Source organism: Mannheimia glucosida (genome assembly GCF_046267875.1).
Classification (GTDB): Bacteria; Pseudomonadota; Gammaproteobacteria; order Enterobacterales; family Pasteurellaceae; genus Mannheimia; species Mannheimia glucosida.
Genome location: NZ_CP176502.1, coordinates 204,010 through 228,210 on the forward strand (window position 1 = coordinate 204,010; position 24,201 = coordinate 228,210).

At 40.2% G+C, this 24,201-nt stretch carries 12 protein-coding genes; 8 read left to right on the forward strand and 4 right to left on the reverse strand.

Annotated features, from left to right (window positions below; translation table 11 throughout):
* The first annotated feature begins 219 nt into the window (after positions 1–219).
* From mutL to hflX, 6 genes are all read left to right on the forward strand, one after another.
* Positions 220–2,133, forward strand: a complete 1,914-nt coding sequence (gene mutL / locus ACJ7Z2_RS01075) for a DNA mismatch repair endonuclease MutL (protein ID WP_409500510.1) — start codon at positions 220–222, stop codon at positions 2,131–2,133.
* A 41-nt stretch (positions 2,134–2,174) separates the two neighbouring features.
* A complete protein-coding gene (locus ACJ7Z2_RS01080) occupies positions 2,175–2,465 on the forward strand; it encodes a nucleotidyltransferase family protein (protein ID WP_409500511.1) in 291 nt (96 codons plus the stop codon).
* Positions 2,465–2,824, forward strand: coding sequence for a DUF86 domain-containing protein (locus ACJ7Z2_RS01085; protein WP_409500512.1), 360 nt, complete (start codon positions 2,465–2,467; stop codon positions 2,822–2,824). The genes ACJ7Z2_RS01080 and ACJ7Z2_RS01085 overlap by 1 nt, the downstream gene beginning before the upstream one ends.
* Positions 2,825–2,874: 50 nt before the next feature.
* Positions 2,875–3,828: a tRNA (adenosine(37)-N6)-dimethylallyltransferase MiaA gene (miaA, locus tag ACJ7Z2_RS01090; RefSeq protein WP_154703465.1), complete on the forward strand. Its 954-nt coding sequence runs from the start codon at positions 2,875–2,877 to the stop codon at positions 3,826–3,828.
* A 68-nt stretch (positions 3,829–3,896) separates the two neighbouring features.
* Positions 3,897–4,169 carry an RNA chaperone Hfq gene (gene hfq, locus ACJ7Z2_RS01095; protein WP_126301178.1) on the forward strand — a complete coding sequence of 91 codons (273 nt, stop codon included), beginning with the start codon at positions 3,897–3,899 and terminating at the stop codon, positions 4,167–4,169.
* 19 nt (positions 4,170–4,188) lie between these two features.
* Positions 4,189–5,574, forward strand: a complete 1,386-nt coding sequence (gene hflX, locus ACJ7Z2_RS01100) for a ribosome rescue GTPase HflX (RefSeq protein WP_154703466.1) — start codon at positions 4,189–4,191, stop codon at positions 5,572–5,574.
* A gap of 220 nt (positions 5,575–5,794) precedes the next feature.
* Here the strand turns inward: hflX and ACJ7Z2_RS01105 are convergent, their stop codons facing one another.
* The 4 genes from ACJ7Z2_RS01105 to ACJ7Z2_RS01120 all read right to left on the reverse strand — a co-directional run bounded on the left by ACJ7Z2_RS01105 (position 5,795) and on the right by ACJ7Z2_RS01120 (position 21,487).
* Entirely contained in the window at positions 5,795–19,489 is a 13,695-nt protein-coding gene (locus ACJ7Z2_RS01105; RefSeq protein ID WP_409500513.1) for a YadA-like family protein, read from the reverse strand.
* A 506-nt stretch (positions 19,490–19,995) separates the two neighbouring features.
* Complete coding sequence (locus ACJ7Z2_RS01110; RefSeq protein ID WP_126301180.1) at positions 19,996–20,226, reverse strand: hypothetical protein; 231 nt, start codon at positions 20,224–20,226, stop codon at positions 19,996–19,998.
* 7 nt (positions 20,227–20,233) lie between these two features.
* Entirely contained in the window at positions 20,234–20,977 is a 744-nt protein-coding gene (locus ACJ7Z2_RS01115) for a hypothetical protein (protein ID WP_126301181.1), read from the reverse strand.
* A gap of 171 nt (positions 20,978–21,148) precedes the next feature.
* Positions 21,149–21,487, reverse strand: coding sequence for a P-II family nitrogen regulator (locus tag ACJ7Z2_RS01120; protein WP_126301182.1), 339 nt, complete (start codon positions 21,485–21,487; stop codon positions 21,149–21,151).
* Between the two features lie 283 nt (positions 21,488–21,770).
* Here ACJ7Z2_RS01120 and dnaK point away from each other — a divergent pair, with 283 nt between their 5' ends.
* A complete protein-coding gene (gene dnaK, locus ACJ7Z2_RS01125) occupies positions 21,771–23,669 on the forward strand; it encodes a molecular chaperone DnaK (protein WP_409500514.1) in 1,899 nt (632 codons plus the stop codon).
* A gap of 139 nt (positions 23,670–23,808) precedes the next feature.
* Entirely contained in the window at positions 23,809–24,111 is a 303-nt protein-coding gene (locus ACJ7Z2_RS01130) for a hypothetical protein (protein ID WP_409500515.1), read from the forward strand.
* The last annotated feature ends 90 nt before the right edge of the window (positions 24,112–24,201 follow it).

The following is a 24,201-nucleotide window of genomic DNA, read 5'->3' on the forward strand; positions in this document are numbered from 1 at the left end:
AATGGGGGAATTTGTGAGATAAGGGAAATTTACGCTCGATCCAGTTCCCCTCTTTAGCAAAGAGGGGTTAGGGGAGATTTGGCAGAGGTAATTTTACGCTCATACGAAACATTAATATCGTAATCAAATCTCCCCCTGCCCCTCTTTTCTAAAGAGGGGAGCAACTCAGGAACGAAAATCAACTTTATCTCGTCTCATATAATATAACTAGGCATAACAATGACACCCAACACTCCAACACAGCTAATCCACATTCTTCCGCCTCAACTGGCAAACCAAATTGCTGCCGGCGAGGTGGTAGAACGTCCTGCATCTGTCGTAAAGGAGCTGGTGGAAAACAGTTTAGATGCCGGAGCCAATACCATTCAAATCGATATCGAAAAAGGTGGCTCTCAGCTTATCCGCATTCGAGATAACGGCTGTGGTATCAGCAAGCAAGATTTACCGCTGGCACTCGCTCGCCACGCCACCAGTAAAATCAGTAGCCTAGAAGATTTAGAGTCGATTTTAAGCCTCGGCTTTCGGGGCGAAGCGTTAGCAAGTATCAGCTCGGTTTCACGTTTAACACTTACCTCTCGCACCGCAGAGCAAACCGAAGCGTGGCAAGCCTATGCACAAGGGCGGGAAATGGCGGTGGAAATTCAACCTGCCTCGCACCCGATTGGCACAACCATTGAAGTAGCAAATCTGTTTTTTAACACTCCTGCACGGCGTAAATTTTTACGCACCGATAAAACCGAGTTTGCTCATATTGACGAAGTGATTCGTCGCATTGCTCTGGCTAAGCCAAACGTGAGTTTTACCTTAAGCCACAATGGCAAAATCGTCCGCCAATATCGCAAAGTAGCGGACAATTCAGTTGAGCAACAACAAAAACGGGTTGCCGCCATTTGCGGTGATGAGTTTATTCAACATTCCACTTATATTGACTGGCAACACGGGGATCTACACCTGCACGGTTGGGTTGGCTCACCGGCTCTTGCCCGTCTACAAAACGACCTTTGCTACAGCTATGTGAACGGGCGAATGATGCGGGATAAAACCATCAACCACGCCATTCGCCAAGCCTACGGCGACAGCATTGCGAGTGGTTACTATCCGGCTTTTGTGATCTTTTTGGATTTAGACCCGACAATGGTTGATGTAAACGTTCATCCTGCCAAGCACGAAGTGCGTTTTCATCAAGGAAGACTGGTACATGACTTTATTTTGCAAGGCGTACTCAACAGCCTGCAACAAACCCAACCTACGTTTGAACTGCGAAATGAAGTGAACGAGCCGTTACCGAGCTATGTGCAAGATAGCTATATTCAAGATACTAATCGCCAAGCCGCAGGGCAAAATATTTTTGTGTCGCAAACCGTTCCACAAGCGGTCGAATTTACGCAAAAAAATGCAAATCGCCCAAGCTATACGCCTAAATTTGAAAGAAACTCCAGCGTGAGTTCATCTGCTCAAAAATGGTATAAGGAATTGGTGGGTGGCGATTTGCATGAGACAACACCAACCATCAAACCTCAAAATCCTATTATTGAGCCCAAAATAGAAGCCCAAACCGAGCTCCAAAAAGAGTCTCAGACAAAAGCAGAGGTTTCGCAAAAAATCACGCAAATTGCACCACTTGCAAGCCACCATTCACAAGCCTTGTCGATTGTAAAAAACCAAGCGGTGTTAATTAAAGAAGAGGAAGATTTTTATCTGCTTTCATTGGCAACATTAGCCGAGCTTAAACTCAAGCTACAACTGGAAAAAGGGCAATCTCAAGCGTTGTTGATCCCACTGAATCTCAGTTTAGATCACCAACAAACCGAACGCTGGCAACAGACCAAAGAAGATCTGACCACACTTGGCTTTTCGATCAGCGAAAAACAGTGGCAAGCCCAAACACGGCTCACAGTGCTTTCGGTGCCACAAGCCGTCCGAGAGCAAAATCTGCAACAGCTTTTATTTGCCCTGTTCAACCAAACACAAGCGGTCAATTTAGCCGAATTTTTTGCAAAAAAATGTGAAAAATCCACCGCTTGCACGCTTAGTGATGTGATTGCTTTGCTCTCAGAAATTGAGCTTTATGCAAATGGGAAAAAAGAGCTGGAGGGAATAAGGAAGGAAGTGGATTTTTCCTCTTTTCTATAGCATTATGATATACTTATTAGTGTTCATTCTAGGAGGGGAAAATGACTCCATCTCAACTATTAAAAATCAAGCAAAAGGAAATTATGGCAATTAGCCGACAATTTGCAGTGGAAAATTTGCGAGTATTTGGTTCTGTTGCTAAAGGATTAGATACCGAAAAAAGTGACTTAGATATTTTGGTAGATCCGACACCTAAAACCACAATGCTTGACCTATGTGGTTTGCAAATGGAGCTAGAAGAATTACTTGGCATTAGAGTCGATGTTTTAACTCCCCGTAGTTTGCCTGAAAAATTTCGCCAGCAAGTTTTAAATGAAGCAAGAGCCTTATAATGAGTGTTGAGTATCGTATTCCTGATTATCTCGAAAAAATTCATAGTTTATGTTTAGACATTCAAGCCTTTATTGATGGAGTATCACTTGAAGAGTTTTTAGACGATAAATGTATTGAAAACGCAGTTGCAATGAGTTTGATCGCAATGGGTGAGATAGTGACGGTAATTCATCATAAACACCCTGAATTTTTAGTAGAAAACAAGCATATACCTTGGAAATATATGCGTGGAATGCGTAATATTATTGCACACGGTTATTTTGAATTAGATTTTGAAGTGATCTACGAAACAGCAAGCGAATCCATTCCTGAATTATCAAAGCAAATTGAAGCATTAATTGAACAGTTAGAACATTAACCCAAAGCGAACCTTGTTGTTCGCTTTATTATTTCAAAATAAATAACACAATGACTCAAAAACCCCTTGCCCTTTTTTTAATGGGGCCGACTGCCTCCGGTAAAACCGATTTAGCCATTGCTTTACGCCAAGAATTGCCGGTTGAAGTAATCAGTGTCGATTCCGCCTTAATTTACAAAGGAATGGATATTGGCACGGCGAAGCCAAGCAAGGAAGAACTTGCCCTTGCACCGCATCGCTTGATTGATATTTTAGACCCAGCTGAGAGTTATTCGGCGATGAATTTCCACGCTGATGCGTTGCGTGAGATGGCAGATATTACCGCACAGGGTAAAATTCCGCTCTTGGTGGGAGGGACAATGCTTTATTACAAAGCATTGCTTGAAGGGTTATCTCCCCTGCCCTCTGCCGATCCAGCCATTCGGGCTGAAATCGAAAGCCGAGCGGCACAACACGGCTGGGCAACATTGCATCAAGAATTAGTGAAAATCGACCCGATTGCCGGTGCCAGAATTAACCCCAACGACAGCCAGCGGATCAACCGAGCGTTAGAAGTTTTTTACATTACCGGCAAAACGATGACCGAACTTACTGCTCAGCAAGGTGAGGCTCTACCTTATAATATCTTACAATTTGCAATCGCTCCTCAAGATCGTGCAGTTCTACACCAACGGATTGAACAACGCTTTCACAAAATGATTGAGCTAGGCTTTGAAGAGGAGGTCAAGCGGTTATTTTTACGCAAAGATTTGCATATTAATTTGCCCTCGATTCGCTGTGTGGGCTACCGCCAAATGTGGGAATATTTGCAAGGCGATATTTCGCTCGATGAGGCGATCTTTAAAGGCATTTGTGCCACCCGCCAGCTGGCAAAACGGCAGATTACTTGGCTGCGTGGCTGGCAAGGCGAACTGACTTGGTTAGATAGTTTAGCTCCGACCAGTTCTAAAGCAAAAATGGTGGAAAAGATCGATCATTATTTAAAGAATTGTGATAATATCTAAACGCCTTTGGCACTTATCGCATTATTTGGTGTCTTAAAAATCACACAACTATAAAAAGGAAAATAACAATGGCAAAAGGTCAATCTTTACAAGATCCATATTTGAATGCACTTCGTCGTGAGCGTATTCCTGTTTCAATTTATTTAGTTAACGGCATTAAATTACAAGGTCAGATCGAGTCGTTCGACCAATTTGTGATTTTATTAAAAAATACTGTAAGCCAAATGGTGTATAAACACGCTATTTCAACGGTTGTTCCTGCCCGTGCGTTATCGCATAACAATAACAACCAAACCCAACATGCTCAACCGGCTACTGACACGGCTGAACAAGCGGAATAACAACATTAGTACTCAACCAATGTTAAACGAATCATTGCCAAACTCAGAAGAAAATTCTGCGTTTGGCTTTGCTTTATCTGAAGCAAGCCAAACTACAGAAGCCGCCTCGCCTACCGATCCAGAAAATCAAGATAAAGCCATTTTGGTGCATCTCTATCTCGGGCAACATAAAGATGTTGAAAATTTGCTGGAATTTAAAACGCTGGCAGAATCTGCCGGTGTCGAAGTGCTGGCAACGCTTACCACCAGCCGCCAAAGTCCGCATATCAAATATTATGTGGGGCAAGGCAAAGCGGAGGAAATTGCCGAAGCGGTAGAACAACTCGGGGCAACAGTAGTGCTGGTGAACCATCAACTTAGCCCGGCTCAGACCCGTAATTTGCAATCGTTATGCGGCTGCCGTGTGGTGGATAGAACCGGCTTAATTTTGGATATTTTCGCTCAACGGGCAAGATCGCACGAGGGCAAACTACAAGTCGAGCTGGCACAACTTCGCCATTTATCGACCCGTTTGGTTCGCCGAGTTACTAATCAAGACCAACAAAAAGGCGGAGCAGTTGGCTTGCGTGGTCCAGGTGAAACACAGCTCGAAACCGATCGCCGTTTGATTAAAGTGAGAATCCAACAGTTACTCAACCGCTTGGAAAAAGTCAGCAAGCAACGCAATCAAAATCGAAAAACCAGACAAAAAGCCGATATTCCAACGGTATCCTTAGTGGGCTATACCAATGCCGGCAAATCTACCCTGTTTAATGCGATTACCCAAGCCGGCGTTTATGCTGCCGATCAACTTTTTGCGACCCTTGACCCGACTTTACGCCGGATTCAGGTGCAAGATGTCGGCACGACAATTCTTGCCGATACGGTAGGTTTTATCCGTTTTCTACCGCACGATTTAGTTTCAGCCTTTAAATCTACCCTGCAAGAAACCACCGAAGCTACTTTACTGCTCCACGTCATTGACGGCTCAGACGAACGCAAAAACGAAAATATTGATGCGGTAAATCAAGTGCTGGACGAAATCGGAGCGTTAGATATACCTACTTTATTAGTATTCAATAAAATCGATAAATTAGAGGGTGTAGAACCGCATATTGAACGCAATGCTGATGGTATGCCAGTTGCGGTGTATCTTTCCGCTCAAGAAAATAGCGGCGTTGAGTTGTTATTCCAAGCCATTCAAGAAAGGCTTCGCAGTAACTTAGTGTGTGAAAACTTGCTCCTCCCGGTTACTGCCGGTGCAATTTACGCACAATTTAAAGCGGAAAACTGCATTAAAACCGAGCATTTCAATGATTTTGGCGAACGGATTATCGCTATTGAAATTAACGAAGTGCAATGGAACAAATGGGTGAAACAATTTCCGGATCTAGCCGAATATATTGAACTGGCAAAATGGGGGTAATTAATCTCACTTCTGAGTAAGTTATATTTAAATTATGCAAGCGGTCAATTCTTTACGTTTTTTGGCAAAAAAGTGTAAAGAATTGACCGCTTGTTTTATCCATTAAATCCAATTTAGCCAATAAAAAATCCCTCAAATAAACCAGATTTCCCCGTTCTATTTGAAGGATTTTATTTATTCTTCCCCAAAAGTGGGGAAGAAAAGCTTAATCAAGCAGTTACTACCACTGATAACCTACGCTTGCAGCAGCACCTGTATCACCACGGCTGTTAGAGTTAACGCTGAATTTGATACCCACTTTACCATTATCTGATAAACGAGAATAACCTACAGCAATAGCTCCTTGACCACGGTAAGCACCTACACCGGCTGAAACCATCGATTTACCAGGTTGTGTTACGTGATATAAATTACCTGCGGCTAATGCACCTGCAATACCTGCACGTAAGTCTTTATCTACGTTACTGATACGATTGTTCAGACGATTTTCTGCACCTTTCAACTGATTCACATTAACAGCATCAGTGCCTTTCACACCCGGAGCAACATTGGTAATACGTGTTGGTGCATTGTTGCTACCTGCAACATTAAGCTCATTCACGCCATCTTTTGCTACCGTTGAGCTGATGGTTGTACCACCTACTTTCACGCTATCAAATTCCGGATTGCTTGAAGTTGCCACTTCAACGGTTGAACCTTTACGGGAAACAACCACGTTTTTACCACCTGAAACAGTCACTTTACCATTGTTATTAACACGTTGAGTACCTTGCTCTGAAGTTTCAGCAACGTTACCATCAACAGTAAGATCCCAACCTGCATTTTGGATAGCATTATGTAACTGGCTACCATTCACGGCATCTTTACTTGTTGCACTCACATCACCATCTTTCACGTTGGTAATCTTCGTACCTTTCGCATCAATACCGCCTTTGGTAACACTTGGGCCGTCTTTAATGGTTAAACCATTGTTATTTACGGTTGTGTCGCCAGTTGTTACAGAACCATCTTCAGTTAAATCAATTGCTTTCGCTAATTGTACCTCTAATGTGTCTGTACCATTCGCTTTCACATTGATGTTACCTGATGCTGACTTAAAGTTTTCAGAAGCTGTTTTATCTACACCTTCACCTTTCACTTTAACTTCAGTATTCAGTTTCTGACGGTTCTTCACATCTTCATTGTTACCAGAGAAGATTAATCCATCATTTAAGGTTGCAACTTGTTCTGTGACAGTTTTACCGTCTTTATCTTTGGTCTCATAAACGATACGAGTCTTACCGTTCTCACCCGGTAATCCATCTTTACCATTTGTACCATCAACACCTTCAGCACCATCTTTCACTGCAATATTTGCACTTGCACCCGGTTTACCGTCAGCGCCTTTCGGACCGGTTAAGCCGATAGAGCCATCTTTACCGTTTAATACAACAGAAGCGCCATCTTTACCAGTAGCTCCAATTGAACCATCAACACCGTCTTTACCATCGCGACCTGCAGTAATTGTGCCGTCACCTTTAATAGTTACGCCATCTTTACCGTCTTTGCCAGCAACGCCGATTTGACCGTCTTTACCATCTTTACCACCAATGGTTAAGTTGTTGTTCAAGCCGAAGGTCACGTTATTACCATCTTTAGTAATAATAATGTTACCGTCTTTGTTATTTAGATCAACTGTTGCACCTGGTTTAACGTTGCCTTTGTCTTTACCATTTGCTGTTAAGTTCCAACCTGCGTTAGCAACTTCTTGCACTTGATATAACTGGCTACCGTTTACCGCATCTTTGCTGGTTGCAGAAATTTCACCGTCTTGAACGTTAGTGATTTTCTTATCGCCTGCACTGATGCCGTCTTTAGTCACACTTGGGCCATCTTTGATAGTTAAACCATCTTTATTTACCGTAGTATCACCAATAGTTACAGAGCCTTCTTTAGTTAAGTCAATATCTTTAGCTAATTTAACCGTTAAAGTACCGTTGTTATTTACTACACCGATATTATTAGCATCAGATAGTTTAGTAGCATCTTTCTCACCACCAGTGATGCTTAAAGTTTCGTTTAGTTTCTTAGTAATGACTTTACCATCGTCACCAACGAATTTCAGGCCATCGTTTAAGGTTGCTACTTCTTCTTTAACAGGGTTGCCGTCTTTATCTTTAGTTTCATAAACGATACGAGTCTTCGTTTCGCCATCTTTACCATCAACACCCGGTTTACCTTGCTCGAAGGTCATAGTGCCATTCGAACCATCTTTACCGTTGATACCGATAGAACCATCTTTACCGTTTAAGGTTACACCTGTTTTACCATCTGCACCTTTCACACCGATTGCACCATCTTTACCTGGTTTTCCGTCTTTACCCGGACCGCCGATAGTTAAATCGTTATTTAATGCAAAGGTTACATTGTTGTCAGTCGTTTCTTTAGTAATGATGATATTACCGTCTTCATTATTAAATGAAACTTTACCTTTAGGACCAACATTGGTGCTGTTATTGCCATTTGCTGCAATATCCCAACCAGAGTTCGCTACATCATAAACCTGTTTTAACTGGTCTTCTGTTGCTGCTTGACCACTAGTAAAGTTATTTGGATCAAATGTCTTATTGGTTAAGCCACCGATTGTACCTTTATTACCGTCAACAGTAATCGAATTATCGCCACCTACTGTTAAGCTATCACCGGTTAATGCCGAATCACCTACACCAACAACATTCGTGTCAATATAAGTATCACCGATTGTTACCGAACCTTCGTCTGTTAAGTCAATGTTTCTTGCTAATTTCACCATTAACTTACCATCTTTATTCACAACGCCGATATTATCATCAGATAAATCATCTAAATCGGTATCGCCGCCTGAAATTTGTAAGGTTTCATTTAGCTTCTTATCGATAACTTTACCGTCATCACCTACGAATCTTAAGCCATCGTTCAGTGTTGCAACTTCCTCAGTTGTACCGTCTGGTTTCTCATAAACGATACGGGTTTTGCTTTCGCCATCTTTACCGTCGTTGCCGGCAAGACCTTTAGCACCGTCTTTTACAGAGATAGTTGCACTTGCACCATCTTTACCGTCTTGACCTTTAGGACCGGTTAATCCGATTGAGCCATCTTTTCCGTTTAAGGTCACACCAGCTGTACCATCGGCACCTTTAACACCAACCTTACCATCAACACCATCTTTACCGTCTTTACCCGGACCACCAATGGTTAAATTGTTGTTTAAGGCAAAGTCGATCGCATTATCGCTTACCGTTGTGATGATGTTTTTATCTTTAGAAGTGTAATTTACGGTTTCCCCTAATTTCACATTATCTTCTTTAGCACCATCTGCCAGTTCAGAATTATCCGCAGTAATGTTAAAGCCTTTGTTGATTAAGCTATCCGTTGCATTACGTACATCTTTAATGTTCGCTGCATTAGTACCTACTTTTTCTAGCTGCTCATCTGTTAAATCATTCACAGATTCAACAGCTTTACCATCTTTACCAGGCTGACCATTAATACCATCAATACCGCTCTTCACGTTAACAATTTGGTTGTTACCGTTATCTAAGCCATCTTGAGTTAACTTAACTGGTGCTTTCACTTCACCATCTGCTCCGTCCGCTGGTTTTGCCGGTGTAATAGTCATACCATTATTGGTAATCTCGGTTGATGGTTTAGTGTTGTCAACAACATCTTTACCACCATTTTCACCTGGCTTGTACTCAACAAATTTCGCACTTGTTAAATCTTTAAGATCACGGTTAAGTTGGATTTCAAGCTGATCTTTCTCATTAGCAACAACATTGATATTACCTGCTGCTGACTTGAAGTTCTCAGATGACTCTTTGTCATTAATTCCTTGTGCTACTTCACCAACGATGTTCACTACGCTATTTAGCTTGTGACGATTTAACTTATCATTGTTACCTGCAAAGATTAAACCATCGTTTAAGGTTGCAACAGTTTCAGGCTCACCTTGTGGGTTACCGTCTTTATCAGTCGGTTGGTAAACGATACGTGTTGTGCCGTTTTGACCCGGTAAGCCGTTTTCACCATCTTTACCATTAACACCTTGAGCACCATCTGCTGATTTAAATGTTAAGCCGTCTTTACCGTCTTTACCATTTAAGCCGATAGAACCATCTTTACCGTTAAGTACAACTGCTGAACCATCTTTACCGTTCACACCAACTTTACCGTCAATGCCGTTATCACCGTCTTTACCATCACGACCGACAGTGATTGTTGCTTCACCTGGTGTACCGTCTTGACCGTTATCACCCTTGATTGAAACATCGTCTTTACCATCTTGACCTTTAACGCCGATAGAGCCAGCTTTACCGTCTTTTCCACCTACATTGAGGTTATTCGCTAAGTCGAAGTCGATCTTGTTATCGTGTACCGTTGTAACGATGTTACCGCTTTCACTACGATACTCTACTGTTTGACCAAGCTCTACAGTATCTTCTTTTGCATCATCTGCAAGTTTAGAATTATCAGCAGTGATCTTGAAGCCCGTTTTCACTAGATCATCAGTAGCATTACGTACATCATTGATATTCGCTGCATTTGTGCCAACTTCTTTAAGCTGCTCTTCTGTTAAATCATTTACAGATTTAACTGGTTGACCATCTTGACCGTTAACACCATCGATACCGCTCTTCACGTTAACAATTTGGTTGTTACCGTTATCTAAACCTTTATCTGTTAATGATACTGGTTTAGCATCTGCGCCATTTTCACTACTAGCTGGTGTAATAGTGATACCTTTATTAGTAAGCTCTGTTGATGGTTTAGTATTATCAACAACCTCTTTACCATCATCACCTTGTTTGTACTCAACAAATTTCGCATTTGTTAAATCTTTAAGCTCACGGTTAAGTTGAATTTCAAGCTTATCTGTACCATCAGCTTTAACATTGATGTTACCTGCTGCTGATTTAAATACAGCTGATGCTGCTTTATCAACACCTTCACCCACAACATTAACTACTGTGTTTAGCTTATGACGATTTAACGTATCTGCATTGTTACCAGTAAAAATCAAGCCATCATTTAAGTTAGCAACTTGCTCTTCTTTATCGCCATTTTTGTAAACGATACGAGTTTCGCCGTTATCACCTGGTAAGCCATCTTTACCAGTGCCATCAACACCTTGTTTGCCATCTTTAACAGCAATATTTGTGCTTGCACCTGGCTGACCATCAGCACCTTTCGGGCCTGTTAAGCCGATAGAGCCATCTTTGCCGTTTAATACAACAGACGCACCGTCTTTACCATTTACGCCAACTTTACCGTCAATACCATCGGCACCATTACGACCTACAACAACTGATGCTTCGCCTGGTACGCCGTCTTTACCGTCATCACCTTTAATTGAAACACCATCTTTGCCGTCTTGGCCTTTAACGCCGATTGCACCAGCTTTACCGTCTTTACCAACACTTAAGTCGTTATTTAAACTTACTTCAAGTGCTTTCGTTGTTGTACCGTCCGGGTTTTGAACATCAACAACTTTCGTATTAATGTTGCTATCGCCAGTAATTTGAGCTGTAGTACCTAAGTTTTGTTTAAACTCATTACCTTCTTTATCTTTCAGACCAAAAGCATTTGTAGAAAGATTTTCTGCAGTATTTTTCAAGTCACCTACGTTAACAGCATTGTTAAGAACATCACCCGCTGCCTCAGAAAGTTTAACAGGTTGACCATCTTTGTCTTTTAAGCCGCTATCAACATTAGTGATTTGGTTACCGCCATTGCTTAAGCCATCTTCCGTTAAGGTAACGTTAGATTTAGTTGCATCGTTAGGATCTTTCTTAGCAATCGTCACACCATCTTTATTGATAACTGTAGAATCGCCATCTGTACCAAATGTTGCACTATTTAAGCCCGTTAGGTCTTTTGCTAATGCCACAGTAATTGTATTGCCCGCAATTTGCGTCATTACATTTTGACCGGCATCAAACTTAGTCCAATCGGTATTCCCTGCTGCACCTTTAACATCCACTTGCGTATTTAATTTTGCATTGTGAACTGTGCCATTGTTAGCACCGAATTTTAAGCCATCGTTAAGGGTTGCAACTTCTTCTTTCTCACCGTTTGGTTTTTCGTAAACGATACGAGTTTTGCTTTCGCCGTCTTTACCGTCGTTGCCTGCAATACCTGGTTGACCATCTTGAACGACTTTTAATGTCGTTGTTACGCCGTTAGTACCATCTGCACCTTTAGGGCCAGTAAAGCCGATAGAACCATCTTTACCGTTAAGTACAACTGCTGAACCGTCTTTGCCGTTCACACCAACTTTACCGTCAATGCCGTCATCACCGTCTTTACCATCACGACCGACAGTGATTGTTGCTTCACCTGGTGTACCGTCTTTACCGTCATCACCTTTGATTGAAACACCATCTTTTCCGTCTTGGCCTTTAACGCCGATTGTACCGGCTTCACCTGGCTGACCATCTTTACCGTCTTTACCAACAGATAACGTAGAATTTAAGCTAAATTGGATTTCATTATCTTTAACTGTTGTCACAATATTGCTGTCTGGATCGGTAAATTTAACTGTTTGACCTAACTTAACATTATCTTCTTTCGCACCAGCATCTAAACCAGAGTTATCGGCTGTAATGTTAAAGCCAGTTTTAACTAACTTATCAGCTACCGCATAAAGTTGTGAACCGTTGATCGCATCTGTTGAATCAGAAGTGATTCGACCTGCTGCTACATTTTGAATTTGGCGTTCTTTACCTGCGGAGCCTACTGATACCACATAGTTTGTGTTTTCATTAGCTCCCGCAAAACCAGTGTAAGTAATACCACCTACAGTTGCGTTACTTGTTGGCGTTGCTGCAGTTACAGTTGATTCGCTACCTAATGCTACAGAGCTTTCTAAGGTTGCTTGAGCCCCCATACCTACTGCAACAGCAAATGTTTTATTCGCAACAGATTGAGTACCTACTGCGACTGCTGATTGTGCGCTTGCAGTTGCATTTGTACCTACCGCTAATGCTGCTCGATCTTCAGCTCTTGAGCCTACACCTAAAGCAGTTGCTTTCTCTGCAGTTGCATTTGCATTAGAACCTACTGCTGTTGCATCACCAGCACTTGCTGTTGTTTCACGACCAATCGCTGTTGCACCATTTGCAGTTGCATTTGCTTGAGAACCTACCGCTGTTGCTTGGGTACCTGCTGCTTTTGAGTTTACACCTAAAGCTGCTGCAGCATTACCATTTGCATTTGAGTTTGTACCCAGTGCAATAGCACCTTGATCTACAGAGGTTGCATTCGGACCAATTGCAATAGAGTTAACACCTTTAGCACCATCATTTAATCTGTTTTCTGCAACCGTTGAATTTACAGAGAAGTATTTAACCGTAAATTTATCTACAGCTTCAGCACTCAGTTTAAAATCGATCTTATTGTCGCTTACCGTTGTAACGATATTTTTATCAGATGAAGTATAAGTAATAGTTTCACCTAATTGAACATTGTCTGGTTGACCAACGTCAGCTGTAATATTAAAACCTTGAGCTACTTTATTGCTTAAGTTGGTTACATTTTGGTTAGTTGCATAAAGCTGTGAACCATTAACTGCATCTTTAGAAGTTTCGCTTAAATCACCTTCTTTAACATTCGTGATTTTAACTGGCGCACCATTTACATCACCAACTTTAACGTTACCGCCTTCATTTGTGATTTTCGGACCATTGTTAATGGTAATACCTTCATTAGTAATGTTTGTGCCACCAATGGTTACAGAACCTGAATCAGTTAAGTTTAGGTTTTTCGCTAATTTAACAGTTAAATTACCATTGCCATCTGCAACAACATTAATATTGCCTGCTGCTGATTGGAAAGCGCCTGACTGTTCTTTATTTACACCCTCACCAATAATAGTAACTAAGCTGTTTAACTTATGTTTGTTCTCAACTTCGTTATTACCGGTAAAACGTAAACCATCGTTTAAGGTTGCAACTTCTTCTTTACCACCTGTTTCGTTTGTGTAAACGATACGAGTAGTTTGAGTACCATCTTTACCATCCTTGCCTTTAGCACCATCTAATCCAGGAGCGCCTTTCTCAACGGTCATGGTTGCATTTGCACCATCTTTACCGTTGATGCCAATTTTACCTGGAGCACCATCTTTGCCGACTACAACAGTGCCGTTACCATTGATAGTTACACCATCTTTGCCATCTGTACCTTTAACACCGATAGAGCCGTCTTTTCCGTCTTTACCACTTACAGATACATCACCGGCTAATGCAATTTCTAATGCTTTTTCAGCAACATTTGCGGTTACGGTTACACCATCTTTGCCTTTAACTTGAATCGTTTTACCTAAGTCTTGCTTAACTTCAGTATTCTTATCATCGCCAGTTAAACCAAAGCCACCCGTTGTTGCATTAGTTAGGTTATTAACTGTATCTTTTAAATCGCCTACGTTAACCGCATTGGTTGTCGTTGCATTGGCAAGATCAGTTTTTTCGCCATTTGCATTAGTTAAACCGCTTGATACATTGGTGATCTGTTTGTTACCAGCGCTAATACCTGTGTTAGTCACACTTGGACCATTAGCAATAGTTAATCCTGAATCATTTAAAGTTGTATTACCAATAGTTACCGAACCATCTTTGGTTAAGTTTACATCTTTAGATAATTTAACAACTAATCCATCATTAGTATTTACTACACCAATATTGTTATCAGCCAATTTGGTTAAATCAGCACCACCAGTTACATTTAAAGTTTGGTTTAGTTTCTTCGCGATAACCTTATTATCATCACCTACGAATTTTAAACCATCATTAAGTGTTGCAACTTCTTCCGGACCATCTTTGGTTTCATAAACAATACGTGTTTTAGTTGTACCATCTACGCCATCAACACCTGGTTTACCATTTTTAACAGTAATATTTGCATTAGCACCATCTTTACCGTTAATGCCAATTGAACCATCTTTACCATTTAAAGCAACACCAGTTGAACCATCAGCACCTTTAACACCGATAGAGCCGTCTTTACCATCAGCACCATTTTTACCTGGTCCACCAATAGTTAACTCATTATTTAATGCAAATGTTACATTATGGGCATCTTTAGTAATTTGAATGTTGCCATCTTTATTATTTAGATCAACCGTCTCTTTAGGCTTAACATTACTGCTATTCTGTCCTTCATTAATGGTTAAATTCCAACCTGCATTTGCAATTTCTTGTACAGTATATAACTGGCTTCCATTAACAGCATCTGTAGAAGTATTGTTTACATCACCCGCTTTCACGTTAGTAATTTTTGTTGGGCTTCCATCTTGATTAGCAACACTTACACTACCGTCTTTATTAGTGATTTTCGGGCCATTGTTAATGGTAATACCTTCATTAGTAATGTTTGTGCCACCAATAGTTACAGAGCCATCTTCAGTCAAGTTCACATTCTTCGCCAACGCAACAGTAATATTATTACCATTGATTTGCGTCATGATGTTTTTACCAGCGTCAAACTTATTCCACTCGGTATTGCCTTCAGCACCTTTTACATTCACTTGCGTATTTAATTTTGCATTGTGAACATCACCTGTGTTAGCGCCAAATTTTAAGCCATCGTTAAGGGTTGCAACTTCTTCTGTAACAGGATTACCATTTTTATCTTTGGTTTCATAAATGATACGAGTCTTACCATCCGCACCATCAACCCCTGGTTGACCATTCTTAACTGTCACATTTGCAGTTGCAGACTGACCATTTTCACCTTTAGGACCTGTTAAGCCGATAGAGCCATCTTTACCGTTTAATACTACCGCAGAACCGTCTTTACCATTTACACCAATAGTTCCGTCTTTACCATCAGCACCTGCTTTACCAATTGATAACGTGCTATTTAACGCAAAATCAATTTGATTATTTGTTACAGTAGTAATAATGTTTTTATCAGTTGAGGTATAAGTAATTTTCTCACCTAATTGAACATTATCTTCTTGGCCATTATCTGCAGTGATATTAAAGCCTTTTTTCACAAACTCATCTAACTTCGTTACATTATTTGAAACATTAGTTACATTTTGATTAGTTTCATGAAGTTGTGAACCATTTACAGCATCTTTGCTATCTGCACTGATTGTACCGTTTGATACATTAGTGATTTTCTTATCACCTGCATTGATACCAGTTTGAGTTACACTTGGGCCATTCGTAATATTCAAACCATCATTGTTAACTGTAGTATTACCAATAACAACAGAACCGTCATTTGTTAAATTCAAGTTTTTAGCTAACTGAACTTCTAAAATTGAATTACCGTCTGCTTTAACATTGATGTTACCTGTAGCAGATTCAAATGTTTTTGACTGCTCTTTAGTTACACCTTCACCTCTCACAGTTACTAAGCTATTAAGCTTATGTTTGTTTTCAGTGTCATCATCATTACCAGTAAAGCGTAAACCATCGTTTAAGTTAGCAACTTCTTCTTTCTCACCTTTTTCATTGGTGTAAACTATACGAGTAGTTTTCTCACCTGTTTTTCCGTCTTTACCAGAAGCACCGTCTAAGCCCGGGGCACCTTTTTCAACGGTCATGGTTGCATTTGCACCATCTTTACCGTTAATACCAATAGTGCCATCTTTACCATTAATGCCAATGCTACCTGGTTGACCATCTTTGCCAACAACAACTGTACCATTTCCATTAATAGTTACACCATTCTCACCGTCTTGCCCTTTAATACCAATAGAACCATCTTTTCCGTCTTTACCACCTACAGAAAGAGTTGAATTTAACGCAAATTTAATTTGGTTATCGCTTACCGTTGTAATAATATTTGCATCAGGATCAGTAAATTTAATTGTATCTCCTAATTTAACATTATCAGGAGTACCATTATCGGCTGTGATATTAAAGCCACCCTCAACTTTATTCGTTAAGTTTGTTACATTTTGGTTTGTTGCATATAATTGTGAACCATTAACAGCATCTTTAGAAGTAGCACTTACGTCCCCATCTGCTACGTTAGTGATTTTTTTGCTACCAGCGTCAATGCCGCTTTTAGTAACATTCGGCCCACCATTGATAGTTAAACCATTTTGATCAACTTTGGTGTCGCCAATAGTTACAGATCCACCCGTAGTCAAATCTAAGGTGTTATTTAAGTTAACTTTAACTTTGCCATCTGTAGCAGTTGTATTGATATTATTGTTACCACCAACTACTTCAACAGCTTCACCTAATTTTTTCTTAACTGTTTGACCGTCTTGAGCTGTTAAACCAAAACCTTTTTCTGTTGCTTCATTAACCGCTGTTGTAACCGTTTTGCTTAAGTCAATTTCAACTGTGCCACCATCGTTACGGGTTAAAGTTGCTTTTTTGCCATCTGCATCTGTTGCAGAAGTGGTTACAAAGTTATTTTTAATACCAGTAACCGCTGCGGTTGTACCATCATTTTTGTTTAACGTTGCAGTTGCATTACCTTGACTATCATAAACTACACTACCACCTGTTACATGCGTATCTTTAGTGAAGTCAGTAATCGCTTTCTCACTCAAGCTCACGATATAAGTACGATCGTCACCTTCACGTTTTTCCGTACCAGTAGTATGTTCGGTAACAGTAAGGTACTCGCTGTTTTTAGGGTTAGCAACTACACCTGTTTTGGTGTCATCATCTTTCTTAAACTCTGTAAGTGCTTTGTCTGTTAACTTAACTTCATAGTTAGTTTTGTTGGTTACAGGATCTTTTGCACCAGCAGTAACTGTTAAGTAGTCTTTTGAAGACTCTGCATGGCTTGCCGTAGTGCCATCAGCATTAATGGTATAGGTTGTAATGCCTGTTGTATCTTTCTTAGCATCTACAGAGGCAATATTCGTACCTTTTTCCACTTTTGCAGCAACAGCAGATAACTTACCTGTTGTTGCATCACGGGTAATAGTTGTGCCATCAACATTCACTGTAAAATCTAATGAATTTTCTTTATCAGCAAAATTTGGTGTAATCGTTACTGATTTATCGCTTGATTTAAAATCAACCACATCACCAAAGTTAACTTTGCTGTCTTTATTTGAGCCGCTTGCTTTTACAGTCCAGCTACCCTCTGTCATCACCGCATATAATTGAGAGCCGTTGATTGCATCGGTTGACGTATTAGAAATTTCACCTGGTGCAACAAATTTGATTTGGCGTTCGTTAGCATCAGAACCCACACTAACATAGTCACCTGCTACTACAGAATCATGACCAGCAAAGTTATAAGTTACGCCATTGATTTCTTTGCTTGCTACAGCTTTAGCTTCTGCAACTGTTGAATGATTACCTAAAATAACAGAACCATTTGTGTTAGCAGTAACATTAGACCCCAACACAAACGTGTCTGTACCGGAAACACGGTTATTTTGACCAAATGCACCTGAGTTATCGCCAGAAACAGTGGTGTTAGCACCTACTGCTAAAGAATAATTCCCACTTGCTTCCGATTTATAAGCCATTGCAGTTGAGTAGTTACCTTTCGCATTCGCTTCATAACCAACAGATGTACCACCTAAACCTTCAACTTTAGCATGTGAACCGATAGCAGTTGCATTATCCTTACTTACTGTTGAGTTATAACCCACAGTAACAGATTGGTTTCCTGAAGATTTTGCCGTTTCACCAATTGCGATACCACCTGCTTTTTCAGCAACAGAGTGAGAACCAATGCTAATTACTTTTTCTTCTTTTGCGGTAGCGTTCCAACCGATACTGATTGCATTTGCACCTGTCGCATTTGAAATATTACCGAATGCAATAGCTCCTGTACCATTTGATTTTGAATCCACACCAAATGCAATAGCACCATCACCCTTTGCAGTAGCATTAGTTGAGAAAGCTACTGTATCGTTAGATAATGCACGGGTATTTGTACCTAATGCATAAGCATTATTCGCTTTTTCAGAGCTATTAGCATTAACTACTGTTTTCAATTCAGGAATAGTGATAGTTGTACCGTTAGGCAAAATTACCTTACCTTCTGCATTTTCAACAAAACCACCCGCTTGTGCATTAGTACCAATTGCAAAGGCACTTTCACCATTAGTTTTTGCTTTAGTACCAATTGAGAACGCATCTGAACCTACGGCTAAAGTATTATTTTGACCATCATAAATAGAACGTCTATTTTCTGCACCTAAACTACCATCAACAGTCTGTGGTGTACCGCTACCAATTGCAAAAGAACGGTTGCCTAGCGCTGTAGCCGAAGCACCAATAGCAAAGCTGGCTTTTTGATTTGCCCAAGATGATGAACCTATAGCAGCAGAATAATCTGCAATTGCTGCAGATTGACGCATTGCTGCAAATGAGTTAAAGCCTTCTGCACGAGCCGAAGTACCTAATGCTACAGAACCAGTATCATTTGTACGAGAGAATGGGCCTATTGCAATAGATAATGCACCACCAGCATGAGAATAATCACCTATTGCAATACCAGAAGCTTTGCCTGCATTTTTATCTTCAGTAGCGTTAGCTTTATATCCTAATACAATTGATGAGGTAGTATTAGATTTATACAATAGTCTATTGGCATCACCACTCCCAGCTGCACCTGAGCCTTGAAGTTGATCTCTATTGTCATAAGATAAACTACCTGGGTTAAAATAGTTATATGGGTTGGTACTAGAGCTTGTTGGCACACTAGAATTTGTAGTTATTGTAGTAGCACCGCCTGTAGAACTAATACTCTCAATTACCACCGCCGCCTCTGCCGGTGTAGCAGAAAGCATAAATGCTGCCATTCCGCCGATAAGAGTAACTCCACCTAGAATGCCAGCCGCTGCTAATTTAATAGTACCGCGCTCATCAGTAGAAGAAGCAGCTTTACCTTGCGATCGAGCAAGTTCAGACACAACTTCCATTTTTTGCGTCGTTCGGTTAAAAATAACCTTAAATATTTTGTTCATAATTTTATACCTTTAGATATATAAAAAAGCTTATTTCTGATGTTAGAATTAACCTTAGAAATAAGCTTACTTCGTAAATAATTCGGCAATTACAACCCACCGAATAAACAACTTTACTGCTCTTTATAAGAGGACAGTCATCTCAATAATAGTAAGATTTTCACTTCAAAACCTCAACAAGCTTTTAACATCTTTACAATTCTCTTATTATCAAGATAATAAAATTAACAAACCCCCTTATAAATCAAACAAATACACAGCAAATATACTTAATTTACAAATAAATACCAAACGGAAAATTATTAACATTCTACCTATTTTTAATTAACCAATATGCAACAAAGCCATATTAATAATAAGGTTATCACTGGTTTTTATCCCTTATTTTTTATGAAAAATCTTATAATATTGAATATTTACTCCAGTTTTAATCGAGAATTATGTTCTTTTTTATTTTGTTATTCTCTTTAGGTATAAAAAAACCCGGTAAATACCGGGCTTTTATTTCAATGAGTTATCCAACTTGCTAGAGCGATTACCGCAATAAAAATAACTAACCAAATAAGTTGTAATTTTACGCTTTTGCGATTGATCTCCTGGTTGTGTAATCGGCGCTGTTCTAACTTTTGCCGATATATCACTAAATCGGCTTCTTTAAACGAGAAGCCACAATGTATGCAATGTTCTAAACTGTCACTAATACGCTTTCGACACTCCGGACAACGGTGTAATGCCATAATTACCTCAATTTATTACTTTGCATAATCGGCTATCCGTACATTGTTCAACATGAACATGGTAGTATTGATGAGTATCACGATTGAAAAACAAGAAAGATTGATTACCTCTTATTTTTGTTCCCATAATGTAGCCGTTATCACTATTGGTGGATAATATGTAGTATTTTTGATTCTCTATTTCGATGTAATCATAGGTAGTTCTTAGTCCGGCACGCAAATAACCAATATGCAATGAGAGCAAACTGAAATAGAGAAAAATAAAGATATTAAAGAACGCAAGGCTTCCTCCCAACAACATTTTCCTAAAATCCAGATCGAACTTGGTATTGTTCCATCTCTTACGGAAAAAGAATACGCTCACACCACTTACAAAAATATAGATAAAAGAGATATAAATGGGCACTATCCCGGTAAATAAGTAAAAAGTAAGAATAACAGGCACTGTAAACACAGAAACCAACACAATCACCCTTAACCAACCTAGATTTCGGAAATAATGCAGCTGAAAAACTTTATTTAGTAAACTATAACCTAGGGCATAACACAAGAATAAGATAACTGAAGTACCAAATACATAAGCTAAACTCCTCGCCATACTCCCATTGCCGATTTCGACATGCCACCAAGGGTAGCCATGAAATATGGCTTGTCCCCAACCGTAACAGTAGGCGGTAGCAAAGCTAATAAGTGTAAAAAATGCAAGAGAAAATGAAGAATTGATAATTTTACTAATGTGTTTATTTAGCATAACAAAAAAATGTCTACTTCCATTAAAACCTAACTATTTTTGATTACTATAATAACCCGTATTACACAAAAAACAAACATTTAATTCACACAAAATTAGAAAATTTGCTTTAGTAAGGTTGAAAATATAACTCTAAAACACGATAATAAAAAACTTCCCAGCTAGCAATAGCTAGACTGCTTCATCGTCAGTTTCCCCGGTACGGGTGCGGATAACTTGTTCAATATTCGCCACATAAATTTTGCCATCACCCACTTGCCCAGAATAGGACGCATTGAGAATGGCATTGATCACTTCATCGGCTTGGTAATTAGAAACCAATATCTCCACCTTAATTTTAGGACGAAAGTCAATGCGGCTCATTTGGCTAAGCTCCTGTTCGGTATGCCCATATTGGCGTCCAAAGCCTTTTACTTCGGTAATAGTCATTCCTTGAATACCGATTTCTGAAAGTGCATCTTGCACTTGGTCTAATTTTGAAGGTTGGATAATGGTAGTAATCAGTTTCATATTATATCCTTCTCTGTTTGAGTTGCCGTAAGTATAAAAAGCTATTGAGGGGTATGCAAGGTAGGAGGTATTTTCTCCGTGAAATATTCTGCCAAATTTCCTCCTCTTTGCTTCTGCCAAATCTCCCCCAGCATACAAGCGGTCACTTTTTTCAAAAATTTTGCACTTTTTTTATTTTTGCCCTTGAACAGCGCATTTTCGTCCCTATTTATGGTTTCGTCTGAACGGGAAATGCAATCCCGTTTCTTATTCAAACTGAATTTATTATTAGAGGAATCATAAAATGGGTAAAATCATTGGTATTGACTTAGGTACAACAAACTCTTGTGTTGCGGTAATGGACGGCGACAAACCTCGTGTAATTGAAAATGCAGAAGGGGCAAGAACAACGCCATCTATCATCGCTTACACCGATAAAGAAACCTTAGTTGGTCAGCCGGCAAAACGTCAGGCAATTACTAACCCAAAAAATACTTTATTTGCAATCAAGCGTTTAATCGGTCGCCGCTTTACTGATGCAGAAGTACAACGTGATATTGAAATTATGCCGTTTGAAATCAGCAAAGCAGACAACGGCGATGCGTGGGTAACAGTAAAAGGCGATAAATTAGCACCGCCACAAATCTCTGCTGAAATCTTGAAAAAAATGAAGAAAACCGCAGAAGATTTCTTAGGTGAGCCGGTAACCGAAGCGGTTATTACTGTACCTGCATACTTTAACGATGCACAACGTCAGGCAACCAAAGATGCCGGTCGTATTGCAGGTTTAGATGTAAAACGTATCATCAACGAACCGACAGCAGCAGCACTTGCTTATGGTTTAGATTCTAAGAAAGAGAACCAAACGATTGCTGTTTACGACTTAGGTGGTGGTACATTCGATATTTCGATTATCGAAATTGATAACTTTGACGGCGAGCAAACCTTTGAAGTGCGTGCAACCAACGGGGATACTCACTTAGGTGGTGAAGACTTCGACAACCGTGTCATCAACTACTTAGTGGAAGAGTTCAAAAAAGAACAAGCGGTTGATTTACGCAACGACCCAATGGCAATGCAACGTGTGAAAGAAGCGGCGGAAAAAGCGAAAATCGAACTTTCTTCTGCACAAGAAACCGAAGTGAACCTTCCGTACATCACCGCAGATGCAAGCGGCCCGAAACACTTAAACATTAAAGTAACTCGTGCGAAATTGGAATCTTTAGTTGAAGATTTAGTAAACCGTTCGTTAGAGCCGTTAAAAACTGCTTTAGCTGATGCCGGTTTATCAGTAGGCGACATCAACGATGTGATTTTAGTGGGCGGCCAAACCCGTATGCCGTTAGTACAGAAAAAAGTGGCAGACTTCTTCGGCAAAGAACCGCGTAAAGACGTTAACCCGGACGAAGCGGTGGCAATCGGTGCAGCAGTACAAGGTGGTGTATTAAGTGGTTCGGTAACAGACGTGTTGTTATTAGATGTTACTCCGCTTTCACTTGGTATCGAAACAATGGGTGGTGTGATGACGACCTTAATTGAGAAAAACACTACGATTCCAACCAAGAAATCACAAGTGTTCTCAACAGCAGAAGATAACCAATCTGCGGTAACTATCCATGTGTTACAAGGTGAGCGTAAACGTGCGGCGGATAATAAATCTTTAGGTCAATTCAACCTTGAAGGTATTAACCCTGCTCCACGCGGTATGCCACAAATTGAAGTAACCTTTGATATTGATGCTAACGGTATTATCAATGTGTCTGCAAAAGACAAAAACACCGGTAAAGAGCAACAAATCAAGATTCAAGCTTCTTCAGGCTTAAGTGATGAAGAAGTGGAACAAATGGTGCGTGATGCAGAAGCGAATGCGGAAGCAGACAAAAAATTTGAAGAGTTAGTTCAAGCCCGTAACCAAGCAGACGGTATTGCTCACGCAACCCGTAAGCAAATTACCGAAGCAGGCGATGCGTTAAACGCAGACGATAAAGCGAAGATCGAAGCGGCTATTTCTGAGTTAGAAACCGCAGCTAAAGGCGAAGATAAAGCCGAGATCGAAGCGAAAATCGAAGCGTTAATCAAAGCTTCAGAACCGTTAATGCAAGCAGCCCAAGCAAAAGCTCAAGGCGGTGAGCAACCACAACAATCTCAAAAAGATGACGGCGTGGTTGATGCGGAATTTGAAGAAGTGAAAGATAATAAATAATCTTCCGTAACTTGTAGGGGCGAAATATCTTTCGCCCCTTTTGTGTAGATATATACCACCTAGCTAGCCGTGCTAGGTTACGCATAATTCAGCCCCTTTGGGGCTGTGCAAGCGGTGCTTTTTAAAGGAAATTTTACAAATGCTAAATCTCTACCCTACAACGGAAAATGTACAGCCACCGTTTTATAAAATATACGATCATAAAAGTGGCGAAACGGTCATTGCCACAGAAACGGAAAACAGCAATACCCCGATTTTAATGGACGATTTTGTTTGGTTTGAGCAAATTCCAACTACCGAAGCTCTTTTGGCAGACACTTGGTCTGTGATTGAAAACCGTGCCAAACAAGGTTTGCTCAAACGAGCTTACACCAAAGATTTTGAAAAACATTTAGCCGACGGCAAAGTAGAAATTTATATTGCGGTGAATCCGCATTGTTAGGCTTTGATAGCGCAAGCGTCCACGCTTGTGCTTAACCATCAAATTTGGTACAAGCGTGGACGCTTGCACCATCTTGTCTAGAACCTATTT